This window comes from Cupriavidus sp. HE11 (assembly GCF_056097175.1).
This window is the reverse complement of the sequence record NZ_CP184464.1, coordinates 2,806,683-2,828,364: the sequence shown is the minus strand read 5'-3', so window position 1 is coordinate 2,828,364 and position 21,682 is coordinate 2,806,683. Positions and strand designations below refer to the sequence as shown.

Sequence of the window (21,682 nt, the reverse complement as noted above, 5' to 3'; positions counted from 1 at the left end):
TCCAGCTGCCGCTTTTCGCATGCGTTTCTTTTCTGGCAGTGGATCATGAAAGTTTTGGTTGTCGGTTCCGGTGGGCGTGAGCACGCACTGGCCTGGAAATTGGCCCAGTCGCCCAAGGTGCAGGTCGTCTACGTGGCGCCGGGCAACGGTGGCACGGCGCTCGACAAGCGCCTGCAGAACGTGCCGCTGACCGATCCCGAAGTGCTGGCCGCCTTTGTGGAACGTGAAGGCGTGGCCTTCACCGTGGTGGGTCCCGAGGCGCCGCTGGCCGCCGGTATCGTCGACGTGTTCCGCGCCCGTGGCCTGCGCATCTTCGGCCCGACCAGGGCTGCCGCGCAGCTCGAGTCGTCGAAGGACTTCGCCAAGGCGTTCATGCATCGCCACGGCATCCCGACCGCCTTCTACAAGACGTTCTCGGACGCCGCCGGCGCCCACGCCTATATCGACGCGCAGGGCGCGCCGATCGTGATCAAGGCCGACGGCCTGGCCGCGGGCAAGGGCGTGGTGGTGGCGATGACGCTGGAAGAAGCACACGGCGCCGTGGACATGATGCTGGCCGACAACAAGCTTGGCGACGCCGGCGCCCGCGTGGTGATCGAGGAATTCCTGGAAGGCGAGGAAGCCAGCTTCATCGTCATGGTGGACGGCAAGAACGTGCTGGCCCTGGCAACCAGCCAGGACCACAAGCGCCTGCTGGACGCCGACGCCGGCCCCAACACGGGTGGCATGGGTGCCTATTCGCCGGCCCCGGTGGTGACGCCGGCCCTGCACGCGCGCGCGCTGCGCGAGATCATCCTGCCGACCGTGCGTGGCATGGAAAAGGACGGTATCCCGTTCACGGGCTTCCTGTACGCGGGCCTGATGATCGACAAGGACGGCAACCCGAAGACGCTGGAATTCAACTGCCGCATGGGCGATCCGGAAACGCAGCCGATCATGGCGCGCCTGAAGACCGACCTGGTCGACGTGATGGAAGCCGCCGTCGACGGCAAGCTGGACCAGATCGAGCTGGACTGGGACCGCCGCACCGCGCTGGGCGTGGTCATGGCTGCCTACGACTACCCGGAAAACCCGCGAAAGGGCGATGCCATCACCGGCATCCCCGCCGAGACCGACGAAGCCGTGACGTTCCACGCGGGCACCACGCTGCAGGACGGCACGCTGCGCACGTCCGGCGGCCGCGTGCTGTGCGTGGTCGGCCTGGCGGACACGGTCAAGGCCGCGCAGAAGAACGCCTACGCGGCCGTGGAGCAGATCCGTTTCGACGGCATGCAGTTCCGCACCGACATCGGCTACCGCGCCATCAAGCGCTGAACCGGCCCAATATGGCCTGACACAGCCGGCACCGCACCGATTCGCCCCGCACCCCGTGGGGCGAATCCAGCCGGTACAATCGTGACACCGCGATGACGGCCGGCACCGCCCGGCCGTCTTTGCACCGGCCACCCTCACCCGCCCATCATGATCGATTCCCAGGCAGTCCGTGACTATCTGCTCGGCCTGCAAGACCGCATCACCGACGCCGTTGCCGCCATCGACGGCCAGGCGTTCCTGACTGACAGCTGGGAGAAACCGCCCACCGAACGCCTGCGCGGCAGCGGCCGCACACGCATCCTGGAGGGCGGCGCGGTGATGGAACGGGCTGGCGTGGGCTTTTCGCACGTGCGCGGCGACACGCTGCCGCCGTCGGCCAGCGCCAACCGGCCCGAACTGGCCGGACGCAGCTTCGAGGCCATGGGGGTGTCGCTGGTGTTCCATCCGCGCAACCCGCATGTGCCCACCGTGCATATGAACGTGCGCTGCTTTATCGCCATGAAGCCCGATGCCGAGCCGGTCTGGTGGTTTGGCGGCGGCATGGACCTGACACCCTACTACGGCAACGCCGACGACTGCGCGCACTTCCACCGCAGCTGCAAGGCATCGCTGGCACCGTTCGGCGACGACCTGTACCCGCGCTTCAAGCAGTGGTGCGACGAGTATTTCTTCCTGAAGCACCGCGGCGAGGCGCGCGGCATTGGCGGCATCTTCTTCGACGATTTCGCCGCGCCGGGCTTCGACCAGAGCTTTGCGATGATGCGCTCGGTGGGCGATGCCTTCCTGGACGCCTACCTGCCGATCCTGAACGCGCGCAAGGACACGCCCTATGGCGAACGCGAGCGCGACTTCCAGGCGTATCGCCGCGGCCGCTACGTCGAATTCAACCTGGTGTTCGATCGCGGCACGCTGTTCGGCCTGCAGTCGGGTGGCCGCGCGGAGTCGATCCTGATGTCGATGCCGCCACAGGTGACCTGGCGCTACGACTGGCAGCCAGAACCGGGCACCCCGGAAGCGGCGCTCTATACCGATTTCCTGCCGGCGCGCGCGTGGGCCTGAACCGATGACCGAAGCCCCGCAAGCCTCCGTCCGCATTGACGACCCGCAGCGCCCGTACCGCCTGGGTATCCTGGGCGGCACTTTCGATCCGCCGCATCGCGGCCACGTCGCACTGGCCCAGCTCTGCATCGACCACCTGGACCTGGACGAACTGGTCTGGATCCCGACCGGCCATTCGTGGCAGAAAGGCGACCACGTGACCCCGGCCGCCGACCGCTTCGCGATGACCGAACTGGCCGCCGCGTCGCTGGTGCCGGGCCGCGCCAAGGTACGCGTAAGTCGCATGGAAGTGGACCGCGACGGCCCGAGCTATACCATCGACACCGTGCGCCACCTGCGCGACACATACGGCCCGCATACGTCGATGGCGTGGCTCATGGGCGCCGACCAGTTGCTGCGGCTGCACACATGGCACGGCTGGGAAGCGCTGTTCGAACAGGTGCACCTGTGCATCGCCACGCGGCCGGGCTTTCACCTGGACGAACTCGGCGGGCCGGTGCTTGCCGCGCTGCAGGAACGCCTGGCGGACACGCACCTGATACAATGCTCGCCCTCCGGACATATGTGGATCGACCAGACGCTGGCCGTCGACCTGTCGTCCACCGGCCTGCGCGAGCACCTGGCCGAAGGCCTGTTGCCGGACCAGACGGATGACCGACTGCCGGCCGGCGTGGCACACTACATCGCGCGTCACGGGTTGTACCGACACCCCTCGCCCGACGCGCCCCTACCCGAATGAAGCTGAACAAGAAAGACACCATGGATATTCGTAAACTGCAGCGCGCGATCGTCGACGGGCTCGAGGATGTGAAGGCGCAGGACATCAAGGTGTTCGACACCACGCACCTGACCGAACTGTTCGACCGGGTGGTGATCGCCAGCGGCAATTCGAACCGCCAGACCAAGGCGCTGGCGGCGTCGGTACGGGAAACGGTCAAGGACGCCGGCGGCCATATCGTGGCCGTGGAAGGCCTGGAGACCGGCGAATGGGTGCTGGTGGACTGCGGCGACGCCGTGGTTCACATCCTGCAGCCCCAGTTGCGCCAGTACTACAACCTCGAAGAAATCTGGGGCGACAAGCCGGTCCGCGTGAAGCTGACCGCCGCCAAGGGCCTGGCCAAGGCCAGCGAGCCGATGGACGACGACGAGGACGCCGAGCCGGCACCGCGCGTGCGCCGTGCGTCGAACCTGCGCCCGGCACTGGCCCGCCTGCCCGAAGGCATGAAGGAGCCGTCGCCGCCGATGGGCCACGAGGACACCGATCCGGACGCCATCGCCACGATCCGCAAGCCGGTCCGCAAGACCAGCAGCACCGGCACGGCCGCCAAGGCTCCGGCACGCAAGACCACCACCGCGCGCAAGACGTCGACCGGCACCGCCGCGAAGACCCCGGCACGCAAGACGGCTGCCGGCACCGCCACGAAGGCTCCGGCACGCAAGACCGCGACCGGCACGGCCACGAAGGCCCCGGCACGCAAGACGGCCGCCACCAAGACCGCGGCTGCCAAGACCGCCGCGCCGCGCAAGCGCGCCACGCGCTCGGCCTGAGCGAAGAGCGGTTGATCGGTCCTGAAGGGTTCACCACCGGGCATCGCACATGCAACTCGTGATCGTGGCCGTCGGCCACAAGATGCCCGCGTGGATCGAATCCGGCTTTGCCGAGTACACCAAGCGGATGCCGCCCGAACTGCGCATCGAGCTTCGCGAAGTCAAGCCGGAAGCGCGTTCGTCCAGCAACAATGCCGCCACGGTGATGCAGCGCGAAGCGGCGCGCATCGAGGCCGTGCTGGGTTCGCTGTCGAAGCAGTTGCGCATCGTCGCGCTCGATGAGCGCGGCAAGGACTGGACCACCGTGCAGCTGGCCGACCAGCTGACCGGCTGGCAGCGCGAGGGCGGCGACGTCGCCTTCCTGATCGGCGGCGCCGACGGACTCGATCCCGCACTCAAGGCGCGCGCCCAGACACTGGTACGCCTGTCCAGCCTGACCCTTCCGCACGGCATGGTGCGTGTGCTGCTGGCCGAACAGCTCTACCGGGCCTGGTCGGTCACGCAGAACCATCCGTACCATCGCGCCTGAATATCGGCGCCTGAATACCGGCGACGGTGTTCTCCTGTCTCCCGTGCGCGGTAGAGGGGCGCAACAATTCCTCCGTCTCGGCCCACGAGTACAATCGCCGCAATCCTGTTTTACGCGTCGAATCTCGTGAACTCCATCCTCTACCTTGCCTCCCAAAGCCCGCGCCGCCGCGAGCTGCTGACCCAGCTTGGCGTGCAGTACGAACTGCTGCTGGCCGATGCCGGCGAAGACGCCGAGGCGCTCGAAGCCGTACAGGCCGGTGAGTCGCCCGATGCCTATGTGCAGCGCGTCTGCGCGCTCAAGGCCGATGCCGCACTGCAGCGCCGCGTGCGGCGCGGCCTGCCCGACGCGCCGGTCCTGACCTCCGACACCACCGTTTGCCGCGGCGGCGACATCCTCGGCAAGCCGGCCGACGCCGCCGATGCAGCGCGCATGCTGGCCACGCTATCTGGCACCACGCACCGCGTGCTGACGGCGGTGACCGTGGTGTCGGCGCTGGGCCAGCGCCATGCGCTGTCGATCTCCCACGTCACATTCCGCGCCATGAGCGCGGCCGAAATCGACGGCTACGTAGCGAGCGGCGAACCGCTCGGCAAGGCCGGCGCCTATGGTATCCAGGGGCGCGCGGCGGAGTTCGTGGAACGGATCGACGGTAGCTATTCGGGTATCATGGGCCTGCCCTTGTTCGAGACGGCGGCGCTGCTGCGCGAGGCGGGTCTGCGCTTCTGACCCCGCCCGCTCCACCGCAACCGACCAGGGCATGAAGGGGTCAGATGCCCGGTCTCCCCGGGCGACAACAACAAGCGCCGGCAGACCGGCGACGGCATCCATGGCTATGACCGAAGACATCCTCGTCAATATCACGCCGCAAGAAACCCGCGTGGCCATCGTGCAGCAGGCGGCCGTGCAGGAACTGCACGTCGAACGCACGCTCACGCGCGGTCTGGTCGGCAACATCTACCTGGGCAAGGTCGTACGCGTGCTGCCTGGCATGCAGTCGGCATTTATCGATGTGGGCCTGGAGCGCGCGGCGTTCCTGCACGTGGCCGACATCTGGCATCCGCGCGACAACGACAAGAATGGCCACCTGGCTATCGAGAAGACCCTGTTCGAGGGCCAGGCCCTGATGGTGCAGGTCATCAAGGACCCGATCGGCACCAAGGGCGCGCGGCTGTCCACGCAGGTCAGCATCGCGGGCCGCACGCTGGTGTACCTGCCGCAGGATCCGCATATCGGCATCTCGCAGCGCATCGAAGGCGAAGTCGACCGCGAAGCGCTGCGTTCGCGCGTGCAGGGCCTGGTGCCGGCCGACGAGCGCGGCGGGTTCATCGTGCGGACCATCGCCGAGGAAGCCAGCAACGAAGAGCTGAGCAACGACATCGCCTACCTGCGCAAGATCTGGGCGTCGATCCGGCTGAACGCCACCACGCTCCCGGCGCCGAGCCTGCTGTACCAGGACCTAAACCTGGCCCAGCGCGTGCTGCGCGACTTCATCAACGACGCCACGGGCGTGATCCAGGTGGACTCGCGCGAGAACTTCGTGAAGCTCGTGGAATTCGCGCAGGAATACACGCCGGCGGTGCTGTCGCGCCTGTCGCACTACACCGGCGAGCGCCCGATCTTCGACCTGTTCAATATCGACGCCGAGATCGAGAAGGCCCTGTCGCGCCGCGTGGACCTGAAGTCCGGCGGCTACCTGATGATCGACCAGACCGAGGCGATGACGACAATCGACGTCAACACCGGCGGCTATGTCGGGGCGCGCAACTTCGACGACACGATCTTCAAGACCAATCTCGAAGCCGCGCACACCATCGCGCGCCAGCTGCGCCTGCGCAACCTGGGCGGCATCATCATCATCGACTTCATCGACATGGAGAACCTGGAGCACCGCGATGCGGTGCTCTCGGAGCTGAAGCGCGCGCTGTCGCGCGACCGCACGCGCATCACCGTGAACGGGTTCTCGCAGTTGGGCCTGGTGGAGATGACGCGCAAACGCACGCGCGAATCACTGGCGCATGTGCTGTGCGAGCAATGCCCGGTCTGCACCGGCAAGGGCCAGGTCAAGACCGCGCGCACGGTCTGCTACGACGTGCTGCGCGAGATCATGCGCGAATCGCGCCAGTTCAATCCCCGCGAATTCCGCATCCTGGCTTCGCAGGAAGTGATCGATCTTTTCCTCGAAGAGGAAAGCCAGCACATGGCCATGCTGGGCGACTTCATCGGCAAGCCGATTTCGCTGCAGGTGGAATCGACGTTCCACCAGGAACAATACGACATCATCCTGATGTAAGGCTGTCCCGACAGCTGTCCGCCCAGGGCCGCCGCGGGCCATGAAATCGATTTCAGGGCCCGCCTCCGCAGTCTTCCTGCCTCCTGCGCCTGCCCGGCGCCCCATCGCGCACCCGCCCTCGCGCATCGAAAAACCTCTGCCTAAAGTCATCGTTCTGTCATCCGCCCTCGCCAGAATGCGCAAGTCATTCAAGCAAGGGAGTCGACATGACGCATGCAATTGAAGTCCGCGGCCTGAGCAAGTCGTTCCGCGCGGATCGCAAGGCGCTTGACGACGTCACGCTGCACATCGCCCCCGGCGAGATGGTTGCCCTGCTGGGCGCCTCGGGTTCGGGCAAGTCGACGCTGCTGCGCCACGTGGCCGGCTTTGTCGCTGGCGACACCGGTTCGGGCGAGATTCTCGTCAATGGCCGCACGGTGCAGCGTAACGGTCGTCTGGCGCGCGATGTCCGCAAGGTGCGCGCAGAGATTGGTTTCGTGTTTCAGCAGTTCAACCTGGTGGGCCGCCTGCCGGTGATCACCAACGTGCTGGTCGGCATGCTGACCCGCGTGCCCAAGTAGCGCAGCCTGATCCGCTATTTCAAGGCGGAAGAAGTCCAGACCGGCCTTGATGCCTTGGCCCAGGTTGGTATAGACGACTATGCGTTTCAGCGCGCTTCGACACTGTCGGGCGGGCAGCAGCAGCGTGCCGCCATTGCCCGCACGCTGGTGCAGAACGCACGCGTGATCCTGGCCGACGAGCCGATCGCGTCGCTCGATCCGGAGTCGTCGCGCCGCGTGATGTCGCTGCTGGCCCAGATCAACCGGACCCGCAAGGTGGCCGTGGTGGTGTCGTTGCATCAGGTGGACGTAGCCATGCGCTACTGCCCGCGCGTGGTGGCGCTGCGCAACGGCAAGGTGGTCTACGACGGCCCGTCCGCTGCGCTGACGCCGAAGATGCTGCGCGACCTGTACGGCACCGAGGCCGACGAGTTGCTGCACGACAGCGTCCCCGACGAGCCGGCGCCAGCCGAAGGCGTGCCTGTCCCGGCCATGGTCAGGATGGACCTCGCCACCGCCTGATCGCATTTTTTCGAATTACCCAGACCGCGTTTCCCATCTGTCTTTCCAAACGGAGTTTTCGATGCTTCGCAGAACTTTCCTCGCCGTGGTGGCCTCGGGTGTCGTGGCGCTGCCCGCCTTCGCCCAGGACGCCAAGACCCTGAACATCGGCTTTATCTCGACGGAATCGTCGTCGAACCTGAAGAACGCCTGGCAACCGGTGATCGACGACCTGAGCAAGGCCCTGGGCGTGCAGGTCAAGCCGTTCTTCGCCTCCGACTACGCCGGCATCATCGAAGGCATGCGCTTCAACAAGGTGCAGATCGCCTGGTTCGGCAACAAGTCGGCCATGGAAGCCGTGGACCGCGCCAGTGGCGAAGTCTTCGCATCGGTGATCGACAAGGACGGCAACCCCGGCTACTGGTCGCTGCTGATCGTGCGCAAGGACAGCGACCTGAAGTCGGTCGAGGACGTGATCAAGCGAGGCCGCGACCTGTCGTACGGCGCTGGCGATCCGAACTCGACGTCGGGCACGGCCGTTCCGGGCTACTACCTGTGGGCCGCCAACAAGGTGGAACCGAAGACGCTGTTCAAGGCAGTGCGCATCAGCAACCACGAAACCAACCTGCTGTCGGTGCTGAACAAGCAGGTGGACGTGGCCGTGAACAACACCGAGAACTTCGAGCGCTATCGCATCAACACGGGCAAGAACGCCTATGACGAAGTGCGCGTGCTGTGGAAGTCGCCGCTGATCCCGGCAGATCCGCTCGTGTACCGCAAGGACCTGTCGCCCGAGATGAAGAAGAAGATCCAGACCTTCTTCGTCAACTACGGCAAGGGCGCCAACGCTGCACGCGAGAAGGAAACGCTGGCCGCGCTGACGTACCAGGGCTTCCGCCCGTCGAGCGATGCCCAGCTGGTGCCGATCCGCCAGATCGAGCTGGCCAAGGAAAAGGCCAAGATCGAGACCGACACCACGCTGGCCGCCGCCGACAAGGAGAAGAAGCTGGCCGACGTGACGCGCCGCCTGGCCGACCTCGACAAGGCTGCCGCCACCACGCAGCAGTAAGCCGTACCGGAGACCGGCGATGCCCGCCTGGGCGTTGCCGGTCTTCACCGTTTCAAAGCCTTCAATTCCGGATTGCCCCATGACCGCCACCGCCAAGCCTGGCCTGCCCCCTTCGCCCCAGAGTACCGTTCGGCCGCCACGCACATCCCTGTCCGTGATGCTGGTCTGGGCCGTGCTGCTGGCCATGCTCGCCATGTCGTGGCAAGGCGCCGACATGCGCCCGATGGACCTGCTGCGCGATTCCGGCAACATGGCAAAGTTTGCCGCCGATTTCTTTCCGCCCAACTTCCGCGACTGGCAGACCTACCTTGAAGAGATGCTGGTGACTGTGCAGATCGCGCTGTGGGGCACCGCACTGGCCGTACTGATGGCCGTGCCGCTGGGCCTGCTGTGCTCGGCCAACATCGTGCCCATGTGGGTGTACCAGCCCGCTCGCCGTGTGATGGACTCCTGCCGCGCCATCAATGAAATGGTGTTCGCGATGCTGTTCATCGTGGCCGTGGGCCTGGGCCCGTTCGCCGGCGTGCTTGCCATCTGGATCCACACCATGGGTGTGCTGGCCAAGCTGTTCGCCGAAGCCGTCGAGGCCATCGACCCGCGTCCCGTGGAAGGCGTGCGTGCGACCGGCGCCGGCCCGATCGAGGAAATCGTCTACGGCGTGATCCCGCAGGTGCTGCCGCTGTGGCTATCGTTCGCGCTCTATCGTTTCGAATCGAATGTGCGCTCGGCTTCGGTGGTGGGCATTGTCGGCGCCGGCGGCATCGGCACCGTGCTGTGGGAGATCATCCGCAGCTTCCAGTACGCGCAGACCTGCGCCGTGATGATCATCATCATCCTGTTCGTGGTCGCCATCGACATGATGTCGGCCCAAATCCGCAAGGTGCTGGTATGACTTTCCCGGCCACCCTGACCCTGCCGCGTATCGCCACGCTGTTCGAGAACCATGGCACGGCCTACTACGGCGGCGAGGCCATCAGCCAGACCGCCCACGCGCTGCAGTGCGCGCAACTGGCCGAGCAGGCCGGCGAGGACAAGGCACTGATCGTCGCCGCCCTGCTGCACGACGTGGGCCATCTGATGCTGGCGGAAAGCAGCACCACCGACATGCGTCACCAGGAGGCCGCCGCCGATGCGCTGGCGAGCCTGTTCGACACCGCCGTGACCGAGCCGATCCGCCTGCACGTGGCCGCCAAGCGCTACCTGTGCGCCATCGACCCGGCCTATTTCGACACGCTGTCGCCGACCTCGGTCCACAGCCTGCAGCTGCAGGGCGGCGTCTACGACGACGGCCAGGCCGAAGCCTTTGCGGCGAAGCCCCACGCGCTGGAAGCGGTGCGCCTGCGCCGCTACGACGACCTGGCGAAGGTGGTCGACCTGCCCACGCCGCCGCTGGCGCACTACCTGGACATGGCGGCGCGTTTTGTGCGCCACGCCTGATGCGCGCGATGCCTGACGCCGGGCGCGTCAGGGATTGAAACGCTTGCCCTCTCCCCCGCCCCTCTCCCGCCATGCGGGAGAGGGGAGAAAACCTTGGGGAATATCAGAGACTCCCTGGTTCAGACACGCGGGAGAGCGGAGAAAACCTTGGGAATATCAGAGACTCCCTGGTTCAGACACGCGGGAGAGCGGAGAAAACCTTGGGGAATATCCGAGGCTCCCTGGTTCAGACACGCGGGAGGCGAGATAACCTTGGGGGAATATCCGAGGCTCCCTGGTTCAGACACGCGGGAGGCGAGAAAACCTTGGGGAATATCCGAGGCTCCCTGGTTCAGACACGCGGGAGAGCGGAGAAAACCCTGGGAATATCAAACGCTATCTGGTTGCTCCCCTCTCCCGCCACGCGGGAGAGGGGCTGGGGGAGAGGGCAAGCCGGTCAACCAGTGACCAGGCTCGCAAAGGCGTCAGCCGAATCCTTCAGTTCGCCGCTATTGTCGATCTCGACTAACCGGCAGCCGGCCGGCACATCGAAGGGCTGCGTCGCCCGTTCCAGCCGCTTTGCAATCGCCGCTTCGGTTTCGCGGCCGCGATTGCGCAGGCGCACGGCCAGCACATCGGGTTTCACGCGCACATGCACGGCGCAGAGCTTCGGATAACGCGCTGCCGCATCGGGCAGGTATTCGCGCGATCCATTGACGATCACCTTCAGGCCCTGCGCCAGCCACTGCTCGATCTCCACGCCAATACCGTAGTGCAGGCCGTGGCTCTGCCAATGCATGGCGAGGCAGCCCAGGTCCACACGGCGCGTGAATTCATCGGCGGTCAGGGCCACCGAGGCCTCGTTGGCGTCGGCGGCGCGCGTGATATAGCGATGCGCGATAACCACGGGGTCGGCTGGCTTCAGCCGTTCACGCAGGGCGCGCAGCAGCGAATCCTTGCCGCTGCCGGATGGGCCCATCACATAGAACAGGCCGCTGCCGTCGGTTTCAGTTCGGATATTCATGCTAGCCAAGCCAGGCTGCGCCGACACCGTCCACGGTGGTGCCGTCGAAGCAATAGTGACGCGCGGCGACAAAATCGGCGCCGGCTTCCGGTTGCACGTACACGCTCACGCCATCCACGTGCAGCGGCTGCTCCAGCAGCCGGCCGCCAGCAACCGAGAGCATGTCGAAGGCCGCCGCTTCGTCGGCCGCATCGAGCATGCCGGTCAGCGTGATATGAAAGGTGAACGTGCCGAACACATAGGGGTAGCCCCAGGCGTCGAGATGCTGCCGTTGCGCCGGACTCAGGCGGGCGGGATCGCGGCGGGCGATCTCGGCCTCGGTCGGTGGCGCCCGGAAACGATCGAAATCGGTGACGCAGGCGTCGGCCAGCGCGTGCATGCAGCGGCCGCCCGCGCCTTCGGCATCGTCAAGGCACCAGGCCAGGAAGCCACGCAGCGCACGCAGCGTCAGCGGCGTGTCGAACGGCTCGCGCGCAGCCGCGAATGCGCGCATGGCGCCATCGAGCATGGCCGCATCCGTGCCATCGGCCAGCCGGAACGGCGGCTTCAGAGTGGCATGCAGCGCATAGTGCGCGGGCGCCTTGACCCATGCGTCGGGCCGCTGCGCGATGCCTTGCGGCAGCGGCAGGGCAACGCCTGTATCGGCGTCGCGGCCCAGCCACTGGCCGCCGAAGCTGCGAAACGGCTCGGCCGGCGCCAGGTAGATCGCGTAGCGATGAGCGGATCGGGTTGGTCGGATCGCCTGGCTCATGCGGCCAGGCTGCCTTCGTCAGCCAGGTCGATCAGCGGCAGCGCCACGGCGGCGTGACGCAGTTCGCCATTGACGATCGTGCCGCACACGCGCGGCAGGCCCGGCAGGCTGTCGTCGATCAGCACCGCATCGGCACGCATGCCCGGCACCAGCGCGCCGCGGTCGCGCAGGCCAGCGGCGCGCGCCGGATTGCGCGACACCAGGTGCCAGGCCTCGGGCAGGCTGCAGACGCCCAGCTGCACGAGCTTGAACGCGGCCTGCAGCGGTGCGGGATAGTAATAATCCGATGCCAGCACGGTGCACAGGCCGGCGGCAATCATCTCGGTCGCATTGGGTGCGCCGGTGTGGCTCTGGCCGCGCAGCACGTTGGGGGCGCCGAACACGGTTTCGTCGCCAATCTGGCGCGCATGCTTCGCCACTTCCACCGTCAGCGGGAATTCGGCGATGGCGCAGCCCTGGCGGTGGTAGTGCTGGCGCGTCGCCAGATCGGGATCGTCATGCGACGCCACCGGAAGGCCAGCCTCGCGTGCGGCGGCAATCAGGCGCGATACGGCGGCCGGCACGTCCTGCGCGTGGCGGCTGGCAGTGCGCAGGCGGTTGCGGAATGTCTCCATATCGCATTCGGCGCGCTCGGCGTACTGCGCCAGCTTGCGCTCGTCGTTCATGCGGCGCGCCATGGTCGGCAGGTGGTCGTTGATGGCCAGCAGGCTCACGCGGCCATCGGCCATCCATTGCAATGCCGTCTCCACGCCGGCCAGGTGGTAGGCCTCGAAGCGCAGATGCACCTTGTGCGAGGCGCCCAGCACCGGCGCCAGTTGCGACAGCGCCTCGAACATGCGCACCGCGTAGGCTTCGCCGCGCAGGCCACCTTCCCAGGACAGCGTGACGCCGTGGAATTCGGTAGTGATGCCGTGCGCCAGCAGCTGGCGGTCCACATCGAGCAGCGCCGGGCCATAAGGAAAGCTGACACCGGGACGCGGCATCACCGAGCGCTCGAACGCATCGCCATGGATATCGACGATGCCGGGCAGCACCAGCAGGTCTCCGGCGTCGATGCAGGGGCCGCTGCCGCCTGCCTGTTGTGCGATGTTGCCTTGCTCGAAGCCCAGCGTGGCGGGGGCGATGGTGCCGGCACCCAGCACGCGGCGGCCGGTGATACCGCGCAGCGGGAGCGAATAGGTTTGGGTTGTCGTTTGCATGATGGGCATTACAGGTTCACCAGCAAGTTAGCGCCGGCACATGACATACATATGTCTAGACCAATGCGATTGAATCACCAGATTGCACCATGAGGCTGACTGTGCCGCCGGGGCACGCAGCCCGTCTGTCAGTCGTTGTCGGACACCGTAAGCTGCACCCAGTCGCCAGCAAACCGCGTCATGCTGTACTGCACGGGCACGCCGTCGATATCGACGTTGAGCGCCTCCACCTGCAGCACGGGGCGCGTCTTGGGCTGGTTCAGCAGCCGCGCCACCGGGGCACTGGGCATGGCCGCCGTGATGCGCGACCACTTGCGCGTGTAGTCGGCAATGCCGAACTTCACCAGCGCACGCGAAATGGATTGCGTGTCACGCACGGCATCCTCCAGCCCCGGAAAGCGCTTCGGATCGAAATAATGCTCGGCCACATCGATGGTGCGGGCTTCCGCCTTGCCCACCATCTGGATATGAAGGATGTCGGCCGTGCGGGCCAGGCCCAGGTGCTTGGCAATCTCGGGCGCGCGCAGCGTCTGGCTGTCCACGATCTCCAGATGCCCGCGCATGCCCTGCGCGGCCAGGTTCTGCGAAAAACGCGTACGGCGGCCGATCGCGTAATCGATCGCATGCTCCTGAACGAAGGTGCCCCGGCCCTGCTCGATGCGCACCAGGCCGCTCAGTTCCAGTTCGCCCATAGCACGGCGGATGGTGTGCCGGTTCACTGCAAAGCGCGTTGCCAGTTCCGGCTCCGGCGGCAATTGCTCGCCGGGGCCATAGAGTTTGTTGCGGATATCCTCCGCCAGCGCCTCGCCAATCTGGCGCCACACCGCCACGCCGGAACCCCGTTCCACTTCCCGATCAGACATCTTTCGCTCTGCCCTGTGTCATCAAGCCTTAATGGTTGCCGTGCGATTGTGCCCTAGTCCCGGCGCGCCGGTGGCGTGTCCGAGCAAGTCCCCGACCCGTCATGAAACGTTCATGTGGCTGTGGTCTAGTATCGCCGTGTTGTGTTAGTTTACATCTAAACGTATAGACGTATAGGGGTGATCATGCAAAGTGAAACCGCCAACCCGGCCAATGCGGCACGTGCCGCGTGGCTGAGAGTGCTGGCGCTGGCCCAGTCGGATGCGCTCGATGCGGCCTACACGCGGCTGCAGGAAGTGGCCGCCCTGCCCGGCTACCGCCTGCTGCGCAAGCCGGAATCGGGCATGGCCATGGTGCGTGCCCGTGCGGGCGGCACCGGTGCCCAGTTCAACCTGGGTGAAATGTCGGTCACACGCTGCGCCGTGGTGCTCGACGAAGCGCAAGGCGAAGCGGCAACGGCCGGTGTGTCGTATGTGCAGGGCCGCGGCCAGCGCCACGCCGAACAGGCCGCCGTGCTCGACGCGCTGCTGCAACGTCCGGCCTGGCACCAGCGCGTACAGGACGTGGTCGTCGCCCCGCTGGCGCAGGCGCTGACCGAGCGCGCAGCCCGTCAGGCCGCCACCGCCGCGCAGACCCGCGTGGAGTTCTTCACGATGGCACGCGGAGAAGATTGAGATGTCGTCCCCACAGAATTCAATGCAGGCCTCCGCTCCCGGCTCTACCTCGGCCACCTCGCTGCTGCCCGGCTTCGACAATCCGGTCGATGACGCACAGGCCGTGTTCCGCGCCACGCTCGAAGCGTTCGCGCATCCGGGCCGAATGGAATCGCTGCCAGTCACCAGCGGCCAGCCCGAAGGCCTGTCCCCGGCGCTGACCGCGCTGCTGCTGACGCTGGCCGATCCCGATACGGCCGTGTGGCTGCCCGCCGATGTGCCGGCCGCCGCGCGCGCCTTCCTGCGCTTTCACTGCGGCTGCCCGCTGGTGGATGCCCCCGGCGACGCCACGTTCGTGTGCGTACCGGCCGGTCATGCCATGCCGGCACTGGCCGACTGCGCGCAGGGCCTGCCCGCCTATCCGGATCGCTCGGCCACGCTGATCGTCGAAGTCGACTCGCTGCAAGACGGTGACGCACTGACGCTGAGCGGCCCCGGCATCGAGACCACGCAGGCGCTGCAAGTGCGCGGCCTGCCCGCCGGCTTCCGCCAGGCCTGGCACGCCAACAACGTCCGATTCCCACTGGGCGTGGACCTGCTGCTGGCCAGCGGCCAACAATTCTGCGCCATGACGCGCACCACGCGCGTGGAGGACTGACATGTACGTAGCCGTCAAGGGTGGCGAGCGCGCCATCCTCAATTCGTACCAGATGCTGGATACCTACCGCCGTGGCGACACGTCGGTGCCCGAACTCACACTGGCGCAGATCCGCGAGCAGATGCCGCTGGCCGTGGCCCGCGTGATGGCCGAGGGCTCGCTGTACGACCCGCACCTGGCCGCGCTGGCGCTCAAGCAGGCCGCTGGCGACCAGATCGAGGCCATCTTCCTGCTGCGCGCCTACCGAACCACGCTCGCGCGCTTCGGTTATACGCAGGCGCTGGATACCGGCAGGATGAAGCTGCAGCGCCGCATCTCGTCCACGTTCAAGGACGTGCCGGGCGGCCAGGTTCTGGGCCCGACGTACGACTACACGCAGCGCCTGCTCGACTTCACGCTCGAAGCGGGCCGCGACCCGGCCCCGCTGACGCCGTCGCCCGAGCCTCTGGCCCCGAACATGCCGCGTGTGACCGGCCTGCTCGAAGCCGAATCGCTGGTCGAAGCCGACGCGATCCCCGCCGGCGACCCCGTGCCGCCCGACCTTACGCGCGAGCCGCTGACCTTCCCGGCCGAGCGTCCCGCGCGCCTGCAGAACCTGGCCCGCGCCGACGAGGGCTTCCTGCTGGCCATGGGTTACTCGACGCAGCGCGGTTACGGCAACTCGCACCCATTTGCCGCCGAGATCCGCTACGGCAGCACCGAGGTGGAGATGTTCATCGAGGAACTGGGATTCGCCGTGACGATTGGCGAGGTCGAGCTGACCGAATGCCAGATGGTGAGCCAGTTCGCCGGCAATGCCGACGAGGCGCCGCGCCTGACGCGCGGCTACGGCCTCACGTTCGGCTACAACGAGCGCAAGGCGATGTCGATGGCGCTGGTGGATCGTGCCATGCGCGCCGAAGAACTGGGCGAGGCCGCCGACAACCCGGCCAACGACATCGAATTCATGCTGTACCACAGCGACAACGTGGAAGCATCGGGCTTCGTGCAGCATCTGAAGCTGCCGCACTACGTGGACTTCCAGGCCAATCTGGAACTGCTGCGCAGGCTGCGCGCCGAGCAGGACGCCCAGGCCGCACCGGCCACCGCAAACACCAGCGCGCCGCAACCGTCGCCATCGCAAGAGGAGTCGCTGGCATGACCACCGCCAACGCCAACACCGCCACCGTCACGCGCGACGACCACTACAACTTCGGCTATCTGGACGAGTCCACCAAGCGCATGCTGCGCCGCGCGCTGCTGAAGGCCGTTGCGATTCCCGGCTACCAGGTGCCGTTCGGCAGCCGCGAAATGCCGCTGCCGTATGGCTGGGGCACCGGCGGCATCCAGGTGACCGCCGCCATCATCGGCCGCCAGGACGTGCTCAAGGTGATCGACCAGGGTTCCGACGACACCACGAACGCCATCAACATCCGCCGCTTCTTCGGCCGCGTGACCGGCGTGCAGACCACCGAGCGCACCGCCGAGGCGACGATCATCCAGACGCGCCACCGCATTCCGGAGACGAAGCTGCGCGCGGGCCAGACCATGGTGTACCAGGTACCCATTCCCGAGCCGCTGCGCTGGCTGGAGCCTAGCGAGACCGAGACACGCACGATGCACGCGCTGGCCGAATACGGATCGATGCACGTGAAGCTCTACGAGGACATCGCGCACCACGGCCATATCGCCACCACGTACGACTACCCGGTCATCGTCAACCAGCGCTACATGATGCGCCCGTCGCCGATCCCGAAGTTCGACAACCCCAAGCTCGACCGCAGCCCCGCGCTGATGCTGTTTGGCGCCGGCCGCGAAAAGCGTGTCTACGCCGTGCCGCCGTACACGTCGGTCAAGAGCCTGGACTTTGTCGATCACCCTTTCACCGTCGAGAAGTGGTCGAGCTGCTGCGCGCAGTGCGGCGCCACCGACAGCTACCTGGACGAAATCATTACCGACGACGCCGGCACGCGCATGTTCGTGTGCTCGGACACCGAGTACTGCGCCGATCGCCAGGCCGCGCAAGCCGTCAAGACCGCCGCCGGAGGCCAACCATGAACGCCACGCCACTGCTTTCCGTCCGCCAGCTCACGCACACGTGGGACGGCGTGCACGGCTGCCATGACGTCAACTTCGACCTGTATCCCGGCGAAGTGCTGTGCGTGGTCGGCGAATCGGGCTCGGGCAAGAGCACGCTGCTGCAGGCGCTGTCGATGCAGGTCAAGGCCCAGCGCGGCAGCGTCAGCTACGACATGCGCGAAACGGGCCTGACCGACCTGGCCTCGCTGTCCAGCGCGCGCATGCGCCTGCTGGCCCGCACCGACTGGGGCTTCGTGCGGCAGCACGCCCGCGACGGCCTGCGCATGCAGGTCAGCGCCGGCGCCAATATCGCCGAACGCCTGATGGCCGTGGGCAATCGCCACTACGGCGATCTGCGCGAGATCGCCGGCGCGTGGCTGGAAAAGATGGAAATCGACCTGGGCCGCCTGGACGACGTGCCCAGTACGTTCTCGGGCGGCATGCAGCAGCGCCTGCAGATCGCGCGCAACCTGGTCACGCATCCGCGCCTGGTGTTCATGGACGAGCCCACCGCATCGCTGGACGTATCGGTGCAGGCCCGTCTGCTGGACCTGATGCGCCGGCTGGTCACGGACCTGGGCCTGGCCGCCATTCTCGTCACGCACGACCTGGCCGTGGCACGCCTGCTGGCGCACCGCACGCTGGTCATGCAGGGCGGCCGCGTGGTCGAACAAGGCCTGACCGACCAGATCCTCGACGACCCGCAGCACCCGTACACGCAGCTGCTGGTTTCCTCCATCCTGCAGGGATGACCATGATGCAAGCAGATACCCAGAAGCTGATCGAGGTTCGCGGCCTCGGCAAGATGTTCACGTTGCACAACCAGGGCGGCATCCGCCTGCCCGTGCTGCAGGCGATCGACTTCGACGCGTCGCGCGGCGAATGCCTGGTGCTGTCGGGCCGCTCGGGCACCGGCAAGAGCACGCTACTGCGCTGCCTGTACGGCAACTACCTGGCCACCGAAGGCACGATCCGCCTGCGCGATACCAGCGAAGCCGGCGAGCCGTGGGTGGAACTGACCAATGCCCCCGAGCAGCGTGTGCTGAAGCTGCGCCGCGACGTGATCGGCTATGTGTCGCAGTTCCTGCGCGCCATCCCGCGCGTCTCGGCGCTCGACGTGGTGGCCGATCCGATGCAGCAGCGCGGCGCCAGCCACGAGGAAGCCCGCGCCCGGGCCGCCGTGCTGCTCGAACGCCTGAACCTGCCGCGCCGCCTGTGGGACCTGCCGCCGGCCACGTTCTCGGGCGGCGAACAGCAGCGCGTGAACATCGCGCGCGGCCTGATCGGCGGTCATCCGATCCTGCTGCTCGACGAGCCGACCGCATCGCTGGATGCCGACAACCGTGCCGTGGTGATCGAGCTGATCCGCGAAGCACTGGCCGAAGGCCGCGCACTGATCGGCATCTTCCACGACGAAGCCGTACGCGATGCCGTGGCCACGCGCGCCCTGCCGCTGCAGCCGGCCGTGGCGGCCAACGCCTGACGCCCGCGGCTCCGAAACCGCCCCCGACAAACCTGCCCTGAACCTGACACGGAACCGGACATGTCCACCACCTACCTGACGCACGCCACGCTGGTCCTGCCCGACCGCGTGCTGCACGACAGCGCCCTGCTGATTGCCGACGGCCAGATCGCCGCCATCGAACCCGCATCGGCCCCGGCCGACGCCAACGTGATCGACCTGCGCGGCCATACCGTGATGCCTGGCCTGATCGACGTGCATTGCGACGCCATCGAGAAGGAAGCCGAACCACGCGCCAACGTGCTGTTCCCGCTCGACTTTGCCGTGGCACAAGTCGACCGCCGCAATGCCGCCGCCGGCATCACCACCCCGTACCACGCGCTGTCGTTCGCCAGCAACCAGTTTGGCGTGCGCAACAACGACACCGCCGCCACGCTGGTGCGCGCCGTGGCCGAGTATCGCAAGCACAGCCTGGTCGACAACCGCATCCACTGCCGCTATGAAGTCACCGACGCGGCCGCCGTGCCGGTGCTGGAAATGCTGATGGCCGAGGGCGTGGTCGACCTGCTGTCGGTCATGGACCACTCGCCCGGCCAGGGCCAGTTCAAGACGCTCGATGCGTACCTGTCGTACATGATGGGCAACCACGGCATGAGCCGCGACGAAGCTGCCGACGCCGCCGCCAAAAAGACGGCCGAACTGGACGGCGCCACCGAGCGCGTCAACCGCCTGGTCTCGAAGGCGCACGCGCTGGGCGTGCCCACTGCCAGCCATGACGACGATTCTCCGCAGCGCATCGCCGCCATGCGCGCCCTGGGGGTACGCATGAGCGAGTTTCCGATCAACCTGGAGACGGCGCGGGCGGCCGCCACGCACGCGCTGCCGACCATCCTGGGCGCGCCGAACGTGCTGCGTGGCAAGAGCCAGAGCGGCTCGATGCGTGCCATCGATGCGATCCACGCTGGCGTCGGCAACATCCTCTGCTCGGACTACCAGCCGTCCACACTGATCGCGGCAGCGTTCGCCGCCGCGCGGCTGGCCGAGCTGCCCCTCAACGAGGCCCTGGCACTGGTCAGTGCCAATCCGGCCGACGCCTGCCTGCTCGACGATCGTGGCCGCCTGATGCCCGGCAAGCGTGCCGACGTGATCGCCGTAGCCAGCGTGGCGGGCCAGCCGCTGGTCACGCATACGTGGTCGGCCGGCCGCCTGGTGTTTGCCGCCGGCTATCCGGCCGTCCAGCATGCGGGGCATCACGTCGAACCACGTGCCACGCTGCAGGCCGTGGCGTAACCACGATGTCCGCGCCGTCAAACGCACGTTCGGTAAGCTGAGCAAAAGAAATGGCCGCGCATCGGCTCCGGTGCGCGGCCACATCTCTTCAGCATAGACGCTATTGCGGCCGCTCGCACGCTAGGGCTAGTCCCCATCACTGGCGGCTGGCCTTTGCACCGCTATCCCCTACATTGAAGGTGAAGGTGGCGGGAAGGGGTCGACATGACATCAATGCGAATCACTATGCCAGCGGTGCTGGCTGTTTTTTTATGCGCGGGATGCGCGGACCTGTTGCCGCAGAAGACCGATCGATCGCCGCCCCTGGCGGGCCCGCAGGTCAACGCCGACACGACCTACCCGCCCGCTCCGCTGGCGCGCCCCACGCCGATACCCCCGCACGAGATCAACATGGCGGGCGCCTGCAGGCGCACCGAGGAAGACGGCTTCCGCGAAGATGCCGTGGTTCGCGTGTCGCACAATGCCGTGCAGACGCTGACCTGGAAACTGTGGGTGTCGCGCAAGGGCTCGTGCCACTTCGACCTGGAAGAATTCAAACAGGTACAGCAGACGCCCCACATCGAACTGCATGCCATCGATGGCAGCGGCTGCACGCTTATGGTGTGGCAGGATCCGCGCCGCATCACGCTGGCCCACGCCCGCTGCGAGAAGCACTGCACGCCGGGGATCTACGAGCAGGCCTGGCCGGTGCTGTTCGATCCACGCAACGGCGACTGCGCGCAGATCCGCTGAACGCCCCGTCCCGGCCCTGCCCGCCCGGTCGGCCTACTTCGCCTTCGGCACGCGTCCCATCAGGAAAAACTCGTCGTTCGGGCGCATGCCGATGGTGTTTGCCATGCGATTGGACAAGCCGAAGAACGCCGTGATGGCGGCGATGTCCCACGCGTCCTCGTCGTCGAAACCGTGACCGCGCAGTGCATCGAAATCGGCCTCGCCGATCGTATGCGACGCCTCGCAGACCTTCATCGCGAAATCGAGCATGGCGCGCTGGCGCGGGGCGATATCGGCCTTGCGGTAGTTGATCGCCACCTGGTCGGCCACCAGCGGCTTCTTTTCGTAGATGCGCAGGATGGCGCCGTGGGCCACCACGCAGTACAGGCACTGGTTGGCGCCCGACGTCGCCACGACGATCATCTCGCGGTCGCCCTTGGTCAGGTTGCCGGTCTCCTTGAGCATCAGTGCGTCGTGGTACGCAAAGAAGGCCCGGCATTCGTCAGGCCGGTGCGCCAGTGCCAGAAAGACATTGGGTACGAAACCTGCCTTTTCCTGCACCTCAAGTACACGCTGGCGAAGATCGTCAGGCAGGCCGGCAATCTCCGGAACGGGATAGCGGCTGACAGGTGGACGGGTGGATGGTGATGCCTGGGTCATGTCTGTCTCCTCCGGGTATATGTCCCGTGTGTGTACATGCCCGGCCATGGCGGTGCGCCATGGCCGTCAAAGCCATCGCAATTGACT

General features: G+C 66.7%; 23 protein-coding genes and 1 pseudogene. 19 read left to right on the top strand and 5 right to left on the bottom strand.

Features of this window, described 5'->3' with window-relative positions; translation table 11 throughout:
* Positions 1 to 45: 45 nt before the first annotated feature.
* The 11 genes and pseudogenes from purD (at position 46) to ACOABP_RS13045 (ending at position 10,289) form a co-directional block, all read left to right on the top strand.
* Positions 46 to 1,314, top strand: coding sequence for a phosphoribosylamine--glycine ligase (gene purD / locus ACOABP_RS13095; protein WP_474225479.1), 1,269 nt, complete (start codon positions 46 to 48; stop codon positions 1,312 to 1,314).
* A 147-nt stretch (positions 1,315 to 1,461) separates the two neighbouring features.
* Positions 1,462 to 2,373, top strand: a complete 912-nt coding sequence (hemF, locus tag ACOABP_RS13090; RefSeq protein WP_474225478.1) for an oxygen-dependent coproporphyrinogen oxidase — start codon at positions 1,462 to 1,464, stop codon at positions 2,371 to 2,373.
* Between the two features lie 4 nt (positions 2,374 to 2,377).
* On the top strand, positions 2,378 to 3,112 hold the full coding sequence (locus tag ACOABP_RS13085; RefSeq protein ID WP_474225476.1) for a nicotinate-nucleotide adenylyltransferase: 735 nt from the start codon (positions 2,378 to 2,380) through the stop codon (positions 3,110 to 3,112).
* Positions 3,113 to 3,132: 20 nt separating this feature from the next.
* Positions 3,133 to 3,921 carry a ribosome silencing factor gene (gene rsfS / locus ACOABP_RS13080; protein ID WP_474225475.1) on the top strand — a complete coding sequence of 263 codons (789 nt, stop codon included), beginning with the start codon at positions 3,133 to 3,135 and terminating at the stop codon, positions 3,919 to 3,921.
* Positions 3,922 to 3,970: 49 nt separating this feature from the next.
* Entirely contained in the window at positions 3,971 to 4,450 is a 480-nt protein-coding gene (gene rlmH / locus ACOABP_RS13075) for a 23S rRNA (pseudouridine(1915)-N(3))-methyltransferase RlmH (RefSeq protein ID WP_066739089.1), read from the top strand.
* A 126-nt stretch (positions 4,451 to 4,576) separates the two neighbouring features.
* Positions 4,577 to 5,179 (top strand): Maf family protein, encoded by a 603-nt coding sequence (locus ACOABP_RS13070; RefSeq protein WP_474225474.1) that lies wholly within the window; start codon positions 4,577 to 4,579, stop codon positions 5,177 to 5,179.
* A 106-nt stretch (positions 5,180 to 5,285) separates the two neighbouring features.
* Positions 5,286 to 6,743, top strand: a complete 1,458-nt coding sequence (rng, locus tag ACOABP_RS13065; protein ID WP_474227833.1) for a ribonuclease G — start codon at positions 5,286 to 5,288, stop codon at positions 6,741 to 6,743.
* Between the two features lie 206 nt (positions 6,744 to 6,949).
* Positions 6,950 to 7,804 (top strand): annotated as a pseudogene (phnC, locus tag ACOABP_RS13060) (phosphonate ABC transporter ATP-binding protein).
* 61 nt (positions 7,805 to 7,865) lie between these two features.
* Positions 7,866 to 8,852 (top strand): phosphonate ABC transporter substrate-binding protein, encoded by a 987-nt coding sequence (phnD, locus tag ACOABP_RS13055; protein WP_066739093.1) that lies wholly within the window; start codon positions 7,866 to 7,868, stop codon positions 8,850 to 8,852.
* 79 nt (positions 8,853 to 8,931) lie between these two features.
* The gene (gene phnE / locus ACOABP_RS13050) at positions 8,932 to 9,744 is read left to right on the top strand and encodes a phosphonate ABC transporter, permease protein PhnE (RefSeq protein WP_474225473.1); all 813 of its coding nucleotides are present in this window, start codon (positions 8,932 to 8,934) and stop codon (positions 9,742 to 9,744) included.
* Positions 9,741 to 10,289, top strand: a complete 549-nt coding sequence (locus ACOABP_RS13045; protein ID WP_474225472.1) for a phosphonate degradation HD-domain oxygenase — start codon at positions 9,741 to 9,743, stop codon at positions 10,287 to 10,289. Before phnE ends, ACOABP_RS13045 begins: the two co-directional genes overlap by 4 nt.
* 436 nt (positions 10,290 to 10,725) lie before the next feature.
* Here the strand turns inward: ACOABP_RS13045 and phnN are convergent, their stop codons facing one another.
* The 4 genes from phnN to phnF form a co-directional block, all read right to left on the bottom strand.
* Positions 10,726 to 11,292 (bottom strand): phosphonate metabolism protein/1,5-bisphosphokinase (PRPP-forming) PhnN, encoded by a 567-nt coding sequence (phnN, locus tag ACOABP_RS13040; protein ID WP_474225470.1) that lies wholly within the window; start codon positions 11,290 to 11,292, stop codon positions 10,726 to 10,728.
* A gap of 1 nt (position 11,293) precedes the next feature.
* The gene (locus tag ACOABP_RS13035; protein ID WP_474225468.1) at positions 11,294 to 12,043 is read right to left on the bottom strand and encodes a DUF1045 domain-containing protein; all 750 of its coding nucleotides are present in this window, start codon (positions 12,041 to 12,043) and stop codon (positions 11,294 to 11,296) included.
* On the bottom strand, positions 12,040 to 13,242 hold the full coding sequence (locus ACOABP_RS13030) for an alpha-D-ribose 1-methylphosphonate 5-triphosphate diphosphatase (protein ID WP_474225466.1): 1,203 nt from the start codon (positions 13,240 to 13,242) through the stop codon (positions 12,040 to 12,042). The genes ACOABP_RS13035 and ACOABP_RS13030 overlap by 4 nt, the downstream gene beginning before the upstream one ends.
* 128 nt (positions 13,243 to 13,370) lie before the next feature.
* Complete coding sequence (gene phnF, locus ACOABP_RS13025) at positions 13,371 to 14,105, bottom strand: phosphonate metabolism transcriptional regulator PhnF (protein ID WP_066739098.1); 735 nt, start codon at positions 14,103 to 14,105, stop codon at positions 13,371 to 13,373.
* A gap of 183 nt (positions 14,106 to 14,288) precedes the next feature.
* On the opposite strand from phnF, the gene phnG reads away from it, so the two are divergent.
* The 8 genes from phnG to ACOABP_RS12985 all read left to right on the top strand — a co-directional run bounded on the left by phnG (position 14,289) and on the right by ACOABP_RS12985 (position 20,956).
* A complete protein-coding gene (phnG, locus tag ACOABP_RS13020) occupies positions 14,289 to 14,777 on the top strand; it encodes a phosphonate C-P lyase system protein PhnG (RefSeq protein ID WP_474225464.1) in 489 nt (162 codons plus the stop codon).
* A 22-nt stretch (positions 14,778 to 14,799) separates the two neighbouring features.
* Positions 14,800 to 15,414: a phosphonate C-P lyase system protein PhnH gene (phnH, locus tag ACOABP_RS13015; RefSeq protein ID WP_474225462.1), complete on the top strand. Its 615-nt coding sequence runs from the start codon at positions 14,800 to 14,802 to the stop codon at positions 15,412 to 15,414.
* A gap of 1 nt (position 15,415) precedes the next feature.
* Positions 15,416 to 16,555, top strand: coding sequence for a carbon-phosphorus lyase complex subunit (locus tag ACOABP_RS13010; RefSeq protein WP_474225460.1), 1,140 nt, complete (start codon positions 15,416 to 15,418; stop codon positions 16,553 to 16,555).
* Positions 16,552 to 17,451 (top strand): alpha-D-ribose 1-methylphosphonate 5-phosphate C-P-lyase PhnJ, encoded by a 900-nt coding sequence (locus ACOABP_RS13005; RefSeq protein WP_474225459.1) that lies wholly within the window; start codon positions 16,552 to 16,554, stop codon positions 17,449 to 17,451. Before ACOABP_RS13010 ends, ACOABP_RS13005 begins: the two co-directional genes overlap by 4 nt.
* Positions 17,448 to 18,224, top strand: a complete 777-nt coding sequence (gene phnK, locus ACOABP_RS13000; protein ID WP_066739102.1) for a phosphonate C-P lyase system protein PhnK — start codon at positions 17,448 to 17,450, stop codon at positions 18,222 to 18,224. Before ACOABP_RS13005 ends, phnK begins: the two co-directional genes overlap by 4 nt.
* Before the next feature lie 2 nt (positions 18,225 to 18,226).
* Complete coding sequence (gene phnL, locus ACOABP_RS12995; RefSeq protein ID WP_066739103.1) at positions 18,227 to 18,955, top strand: phosphonate C-P lyase system protein PhnL; 729 nt, start codon at positions 18,227 to 18,229, stop codon at positions 18,953 to 18,955.
* A gap of 60 nt (positions 18,956 to 19,015) precedes the next feature.
* The gene (locus ACOABP_RS12990) at positions 19,016 to 20,224 is read left to right on the top strand and encodes an alpha-D-ribose 1-methylphosphonate 5-triphosphate diphosphatase (protein WP_474225458.1); all 1,209 of its coding nucleotides are present in this window, start codon (positions 19,016 to 19,018) and stop codon (positions 20,222 to 20,224) included.
* A gap of 213 nt (positions 20,225 to 20,437) precedes the next feature.
* Positions 20,438 to 20,956 carry a hypothetical protein gene (locus ACOABP_RS12985; protein ID WP_474225456.1) on the top strand — a complete coding sequence of 173 codons (519 nt, stop codon included), beginning with the start codon at positions 20,438 to 20,440 and terminating at the stop codon, positions 20,954 to 20,956.
* A 33-nt stretch (positions 20,957 to 20,989) separates the two neighbouring features.
* Here the strand turns inward: ACOABP_RS12985 and ACOABP_RS12980 are convergent, their stop codons facing one another.
* Positions 20,990 to 21,595, bottom strand: a complete 606-nt coding sequence (locus ACOABP_RS12980; protein ID WP_474225454.1) for a peroxidase-related enzyme — start codon at positions 21,593 to 21,595, stop codon at positions 20,990 to 20,992.
* Positions 21,596 to 21,682 lie beyond the last annotated feature (87 nt).

Excerpts from the sequence above, each read along its gene's own strand:
- ACOABP_RS13005 (WP_474225459.1), top strand. The coding sequence starts at position 16,552 with ATGACCACCGCCAACGCCAACACCGCCACCGTCACGCGCGACGACCAC.
- phnF (WP_066739098.1), bottom strand. The coding sequence starts at position 14,105 with ATGTCTGATCGGGAAGTGGAACGGGGTTCCGGCGTGGCGGTGTGGCGC.
- ACOABP_RS13010 (WP_474225460.1), top strand. The coding sequence starts at position 15,416 with ATGTACGTAGCCGTCAAGGGTGGCGAGCGCGCCATCCTCAATTCGTAC.
- phnN (WP_474225470.1), bottom strand. The coding sequence starts at position 11,292 with ATGAATATCCGAACTGAAACCGACGGCAGCGGCCTGTTCTATGTGATG.
- purD (WP_474225479.1), top strand. The coding sequence starts at position 46 with ATGAAAGTTTTGGTTGTCGGTTCCGGTGGGCGTGAGCACGCACTGGCC.
- phnD (WP_066739093.1), top strand. The coding sequence starts at position 7,866 with ATGCTTCGCAGAACTTTCCTCGCCGTGGTGGCCTCGGGTGTCGTGGCG.
- ACOABP_RS13030 (WP_474225466.1), bottom strand. The coding sequence starts at position 13,242 with ATGCAAACGACAACCCAAACCTATTCGCTCCCGCTGCGCGGTATCACC.
- phnH (WP_474225462.1), top strand. The coding sequence starts at position 14,800 with ATGCAGGCCTCCGCTCCCGGCTCTACCTCGGCCACCTCGCTGCTGCCC.
- phnL (WP_066739103.1), top strand. The coding sequence starts at position 18,227 with ATGATGCAAGCAGATACCCAGAAGCTGATCGAGGTTCGCGGCCTCGGC.
- ACOABP_RS13045 (WP_474225472.1), top strand. The coding sequence starts at position 9,741 with ATGACTTTCCCGGCCACCCTGACCCTGCCGCGTATCGCCACGCTGTTC.
- ACOABP_RS12985 (WP_474225456.1), top strand. The coding sequence starts at position 20,438 with ATGCGAATCACTATGCCAGCGGTGCTGGCTGTTTTTTTATGCGCGGGA.
- ACOABP_RS12990 (WP_474225458.1), top strand. The coding sequence starts at position 19,016 with ATGTCCACCACCTACCTGACGCACGCCACGCTGGTCCTGCCCGACCGC.
- ACOABP_RS13085 (WP_474225476.1), top strand. The coding sequence starts at position 2,378 with ATGACCGAAGCCCCGCAAGCCTCCGTCCGCATTGACGACCCGCAGCGC.
- hemF (WP_474225478.1), top strand. The coding sequence starts at position 1,462 with ATGATCGATTCCCAGGCAGTCCGTGACTATCTGCTCGGCCTGCAAGAC.
- ACOABP_RS12980 (WP_474225454.1), bottom strand. The coding sequence starts at position 21,595 with ATGACCCAGGCATCACCATCCACCCGTCCACCTGTCAGCCGCTATCCC.
- rlmH (WP_066739089.1), top strand. The coding sequence starts at position 3,971 with ATGCAACTCGTGATCGTGGCCGTCGGCCACAAGATGCCCGCGTGGATC.
- ACOABP_RS13035 (WP_474225468.1), bottom strand. The coding sequence starts at position 12,043 with ATGAGCCAGGCGATCCGACCAACCCGATCCGCTCATCGCTACGCGATC.
- phnK (WP_066739102.1), top strand. The coding sequence starts at position 17,448 with ATGAACGCCACGCCACTGCTTTCCGTCCGCCAGCTCACGCACACGTGG.
- phnE (WP_474225473.1), top strand. The coding sequence starts at position 8,932 with ATGACCGCCACCGCCAAGCCTGGCCTGCCCCCTTCGCCCCAGAGTACC.
- rng (WP_474227833.1), top strand. The coding sequence starts at position 5,286 with ATGACCGAAGACATCCTCGTCAATATCACGCCGCAAGAAACCCGCGTG.
- phnG (WP_474225464.1), top strand. The coding sequence starts at position 14,289 with ATGCAAAGTGAAACCGCCAACCCGGCCAATGCGGCACGTGCCGCGTGG.
- rsfS (WP_474225475.1), top strand. The coding sequence starts at position 3,133 with ATGGATATTCGTAAACTGCAGCGCGCGATCGTCGACGGGCTCGAGGAT.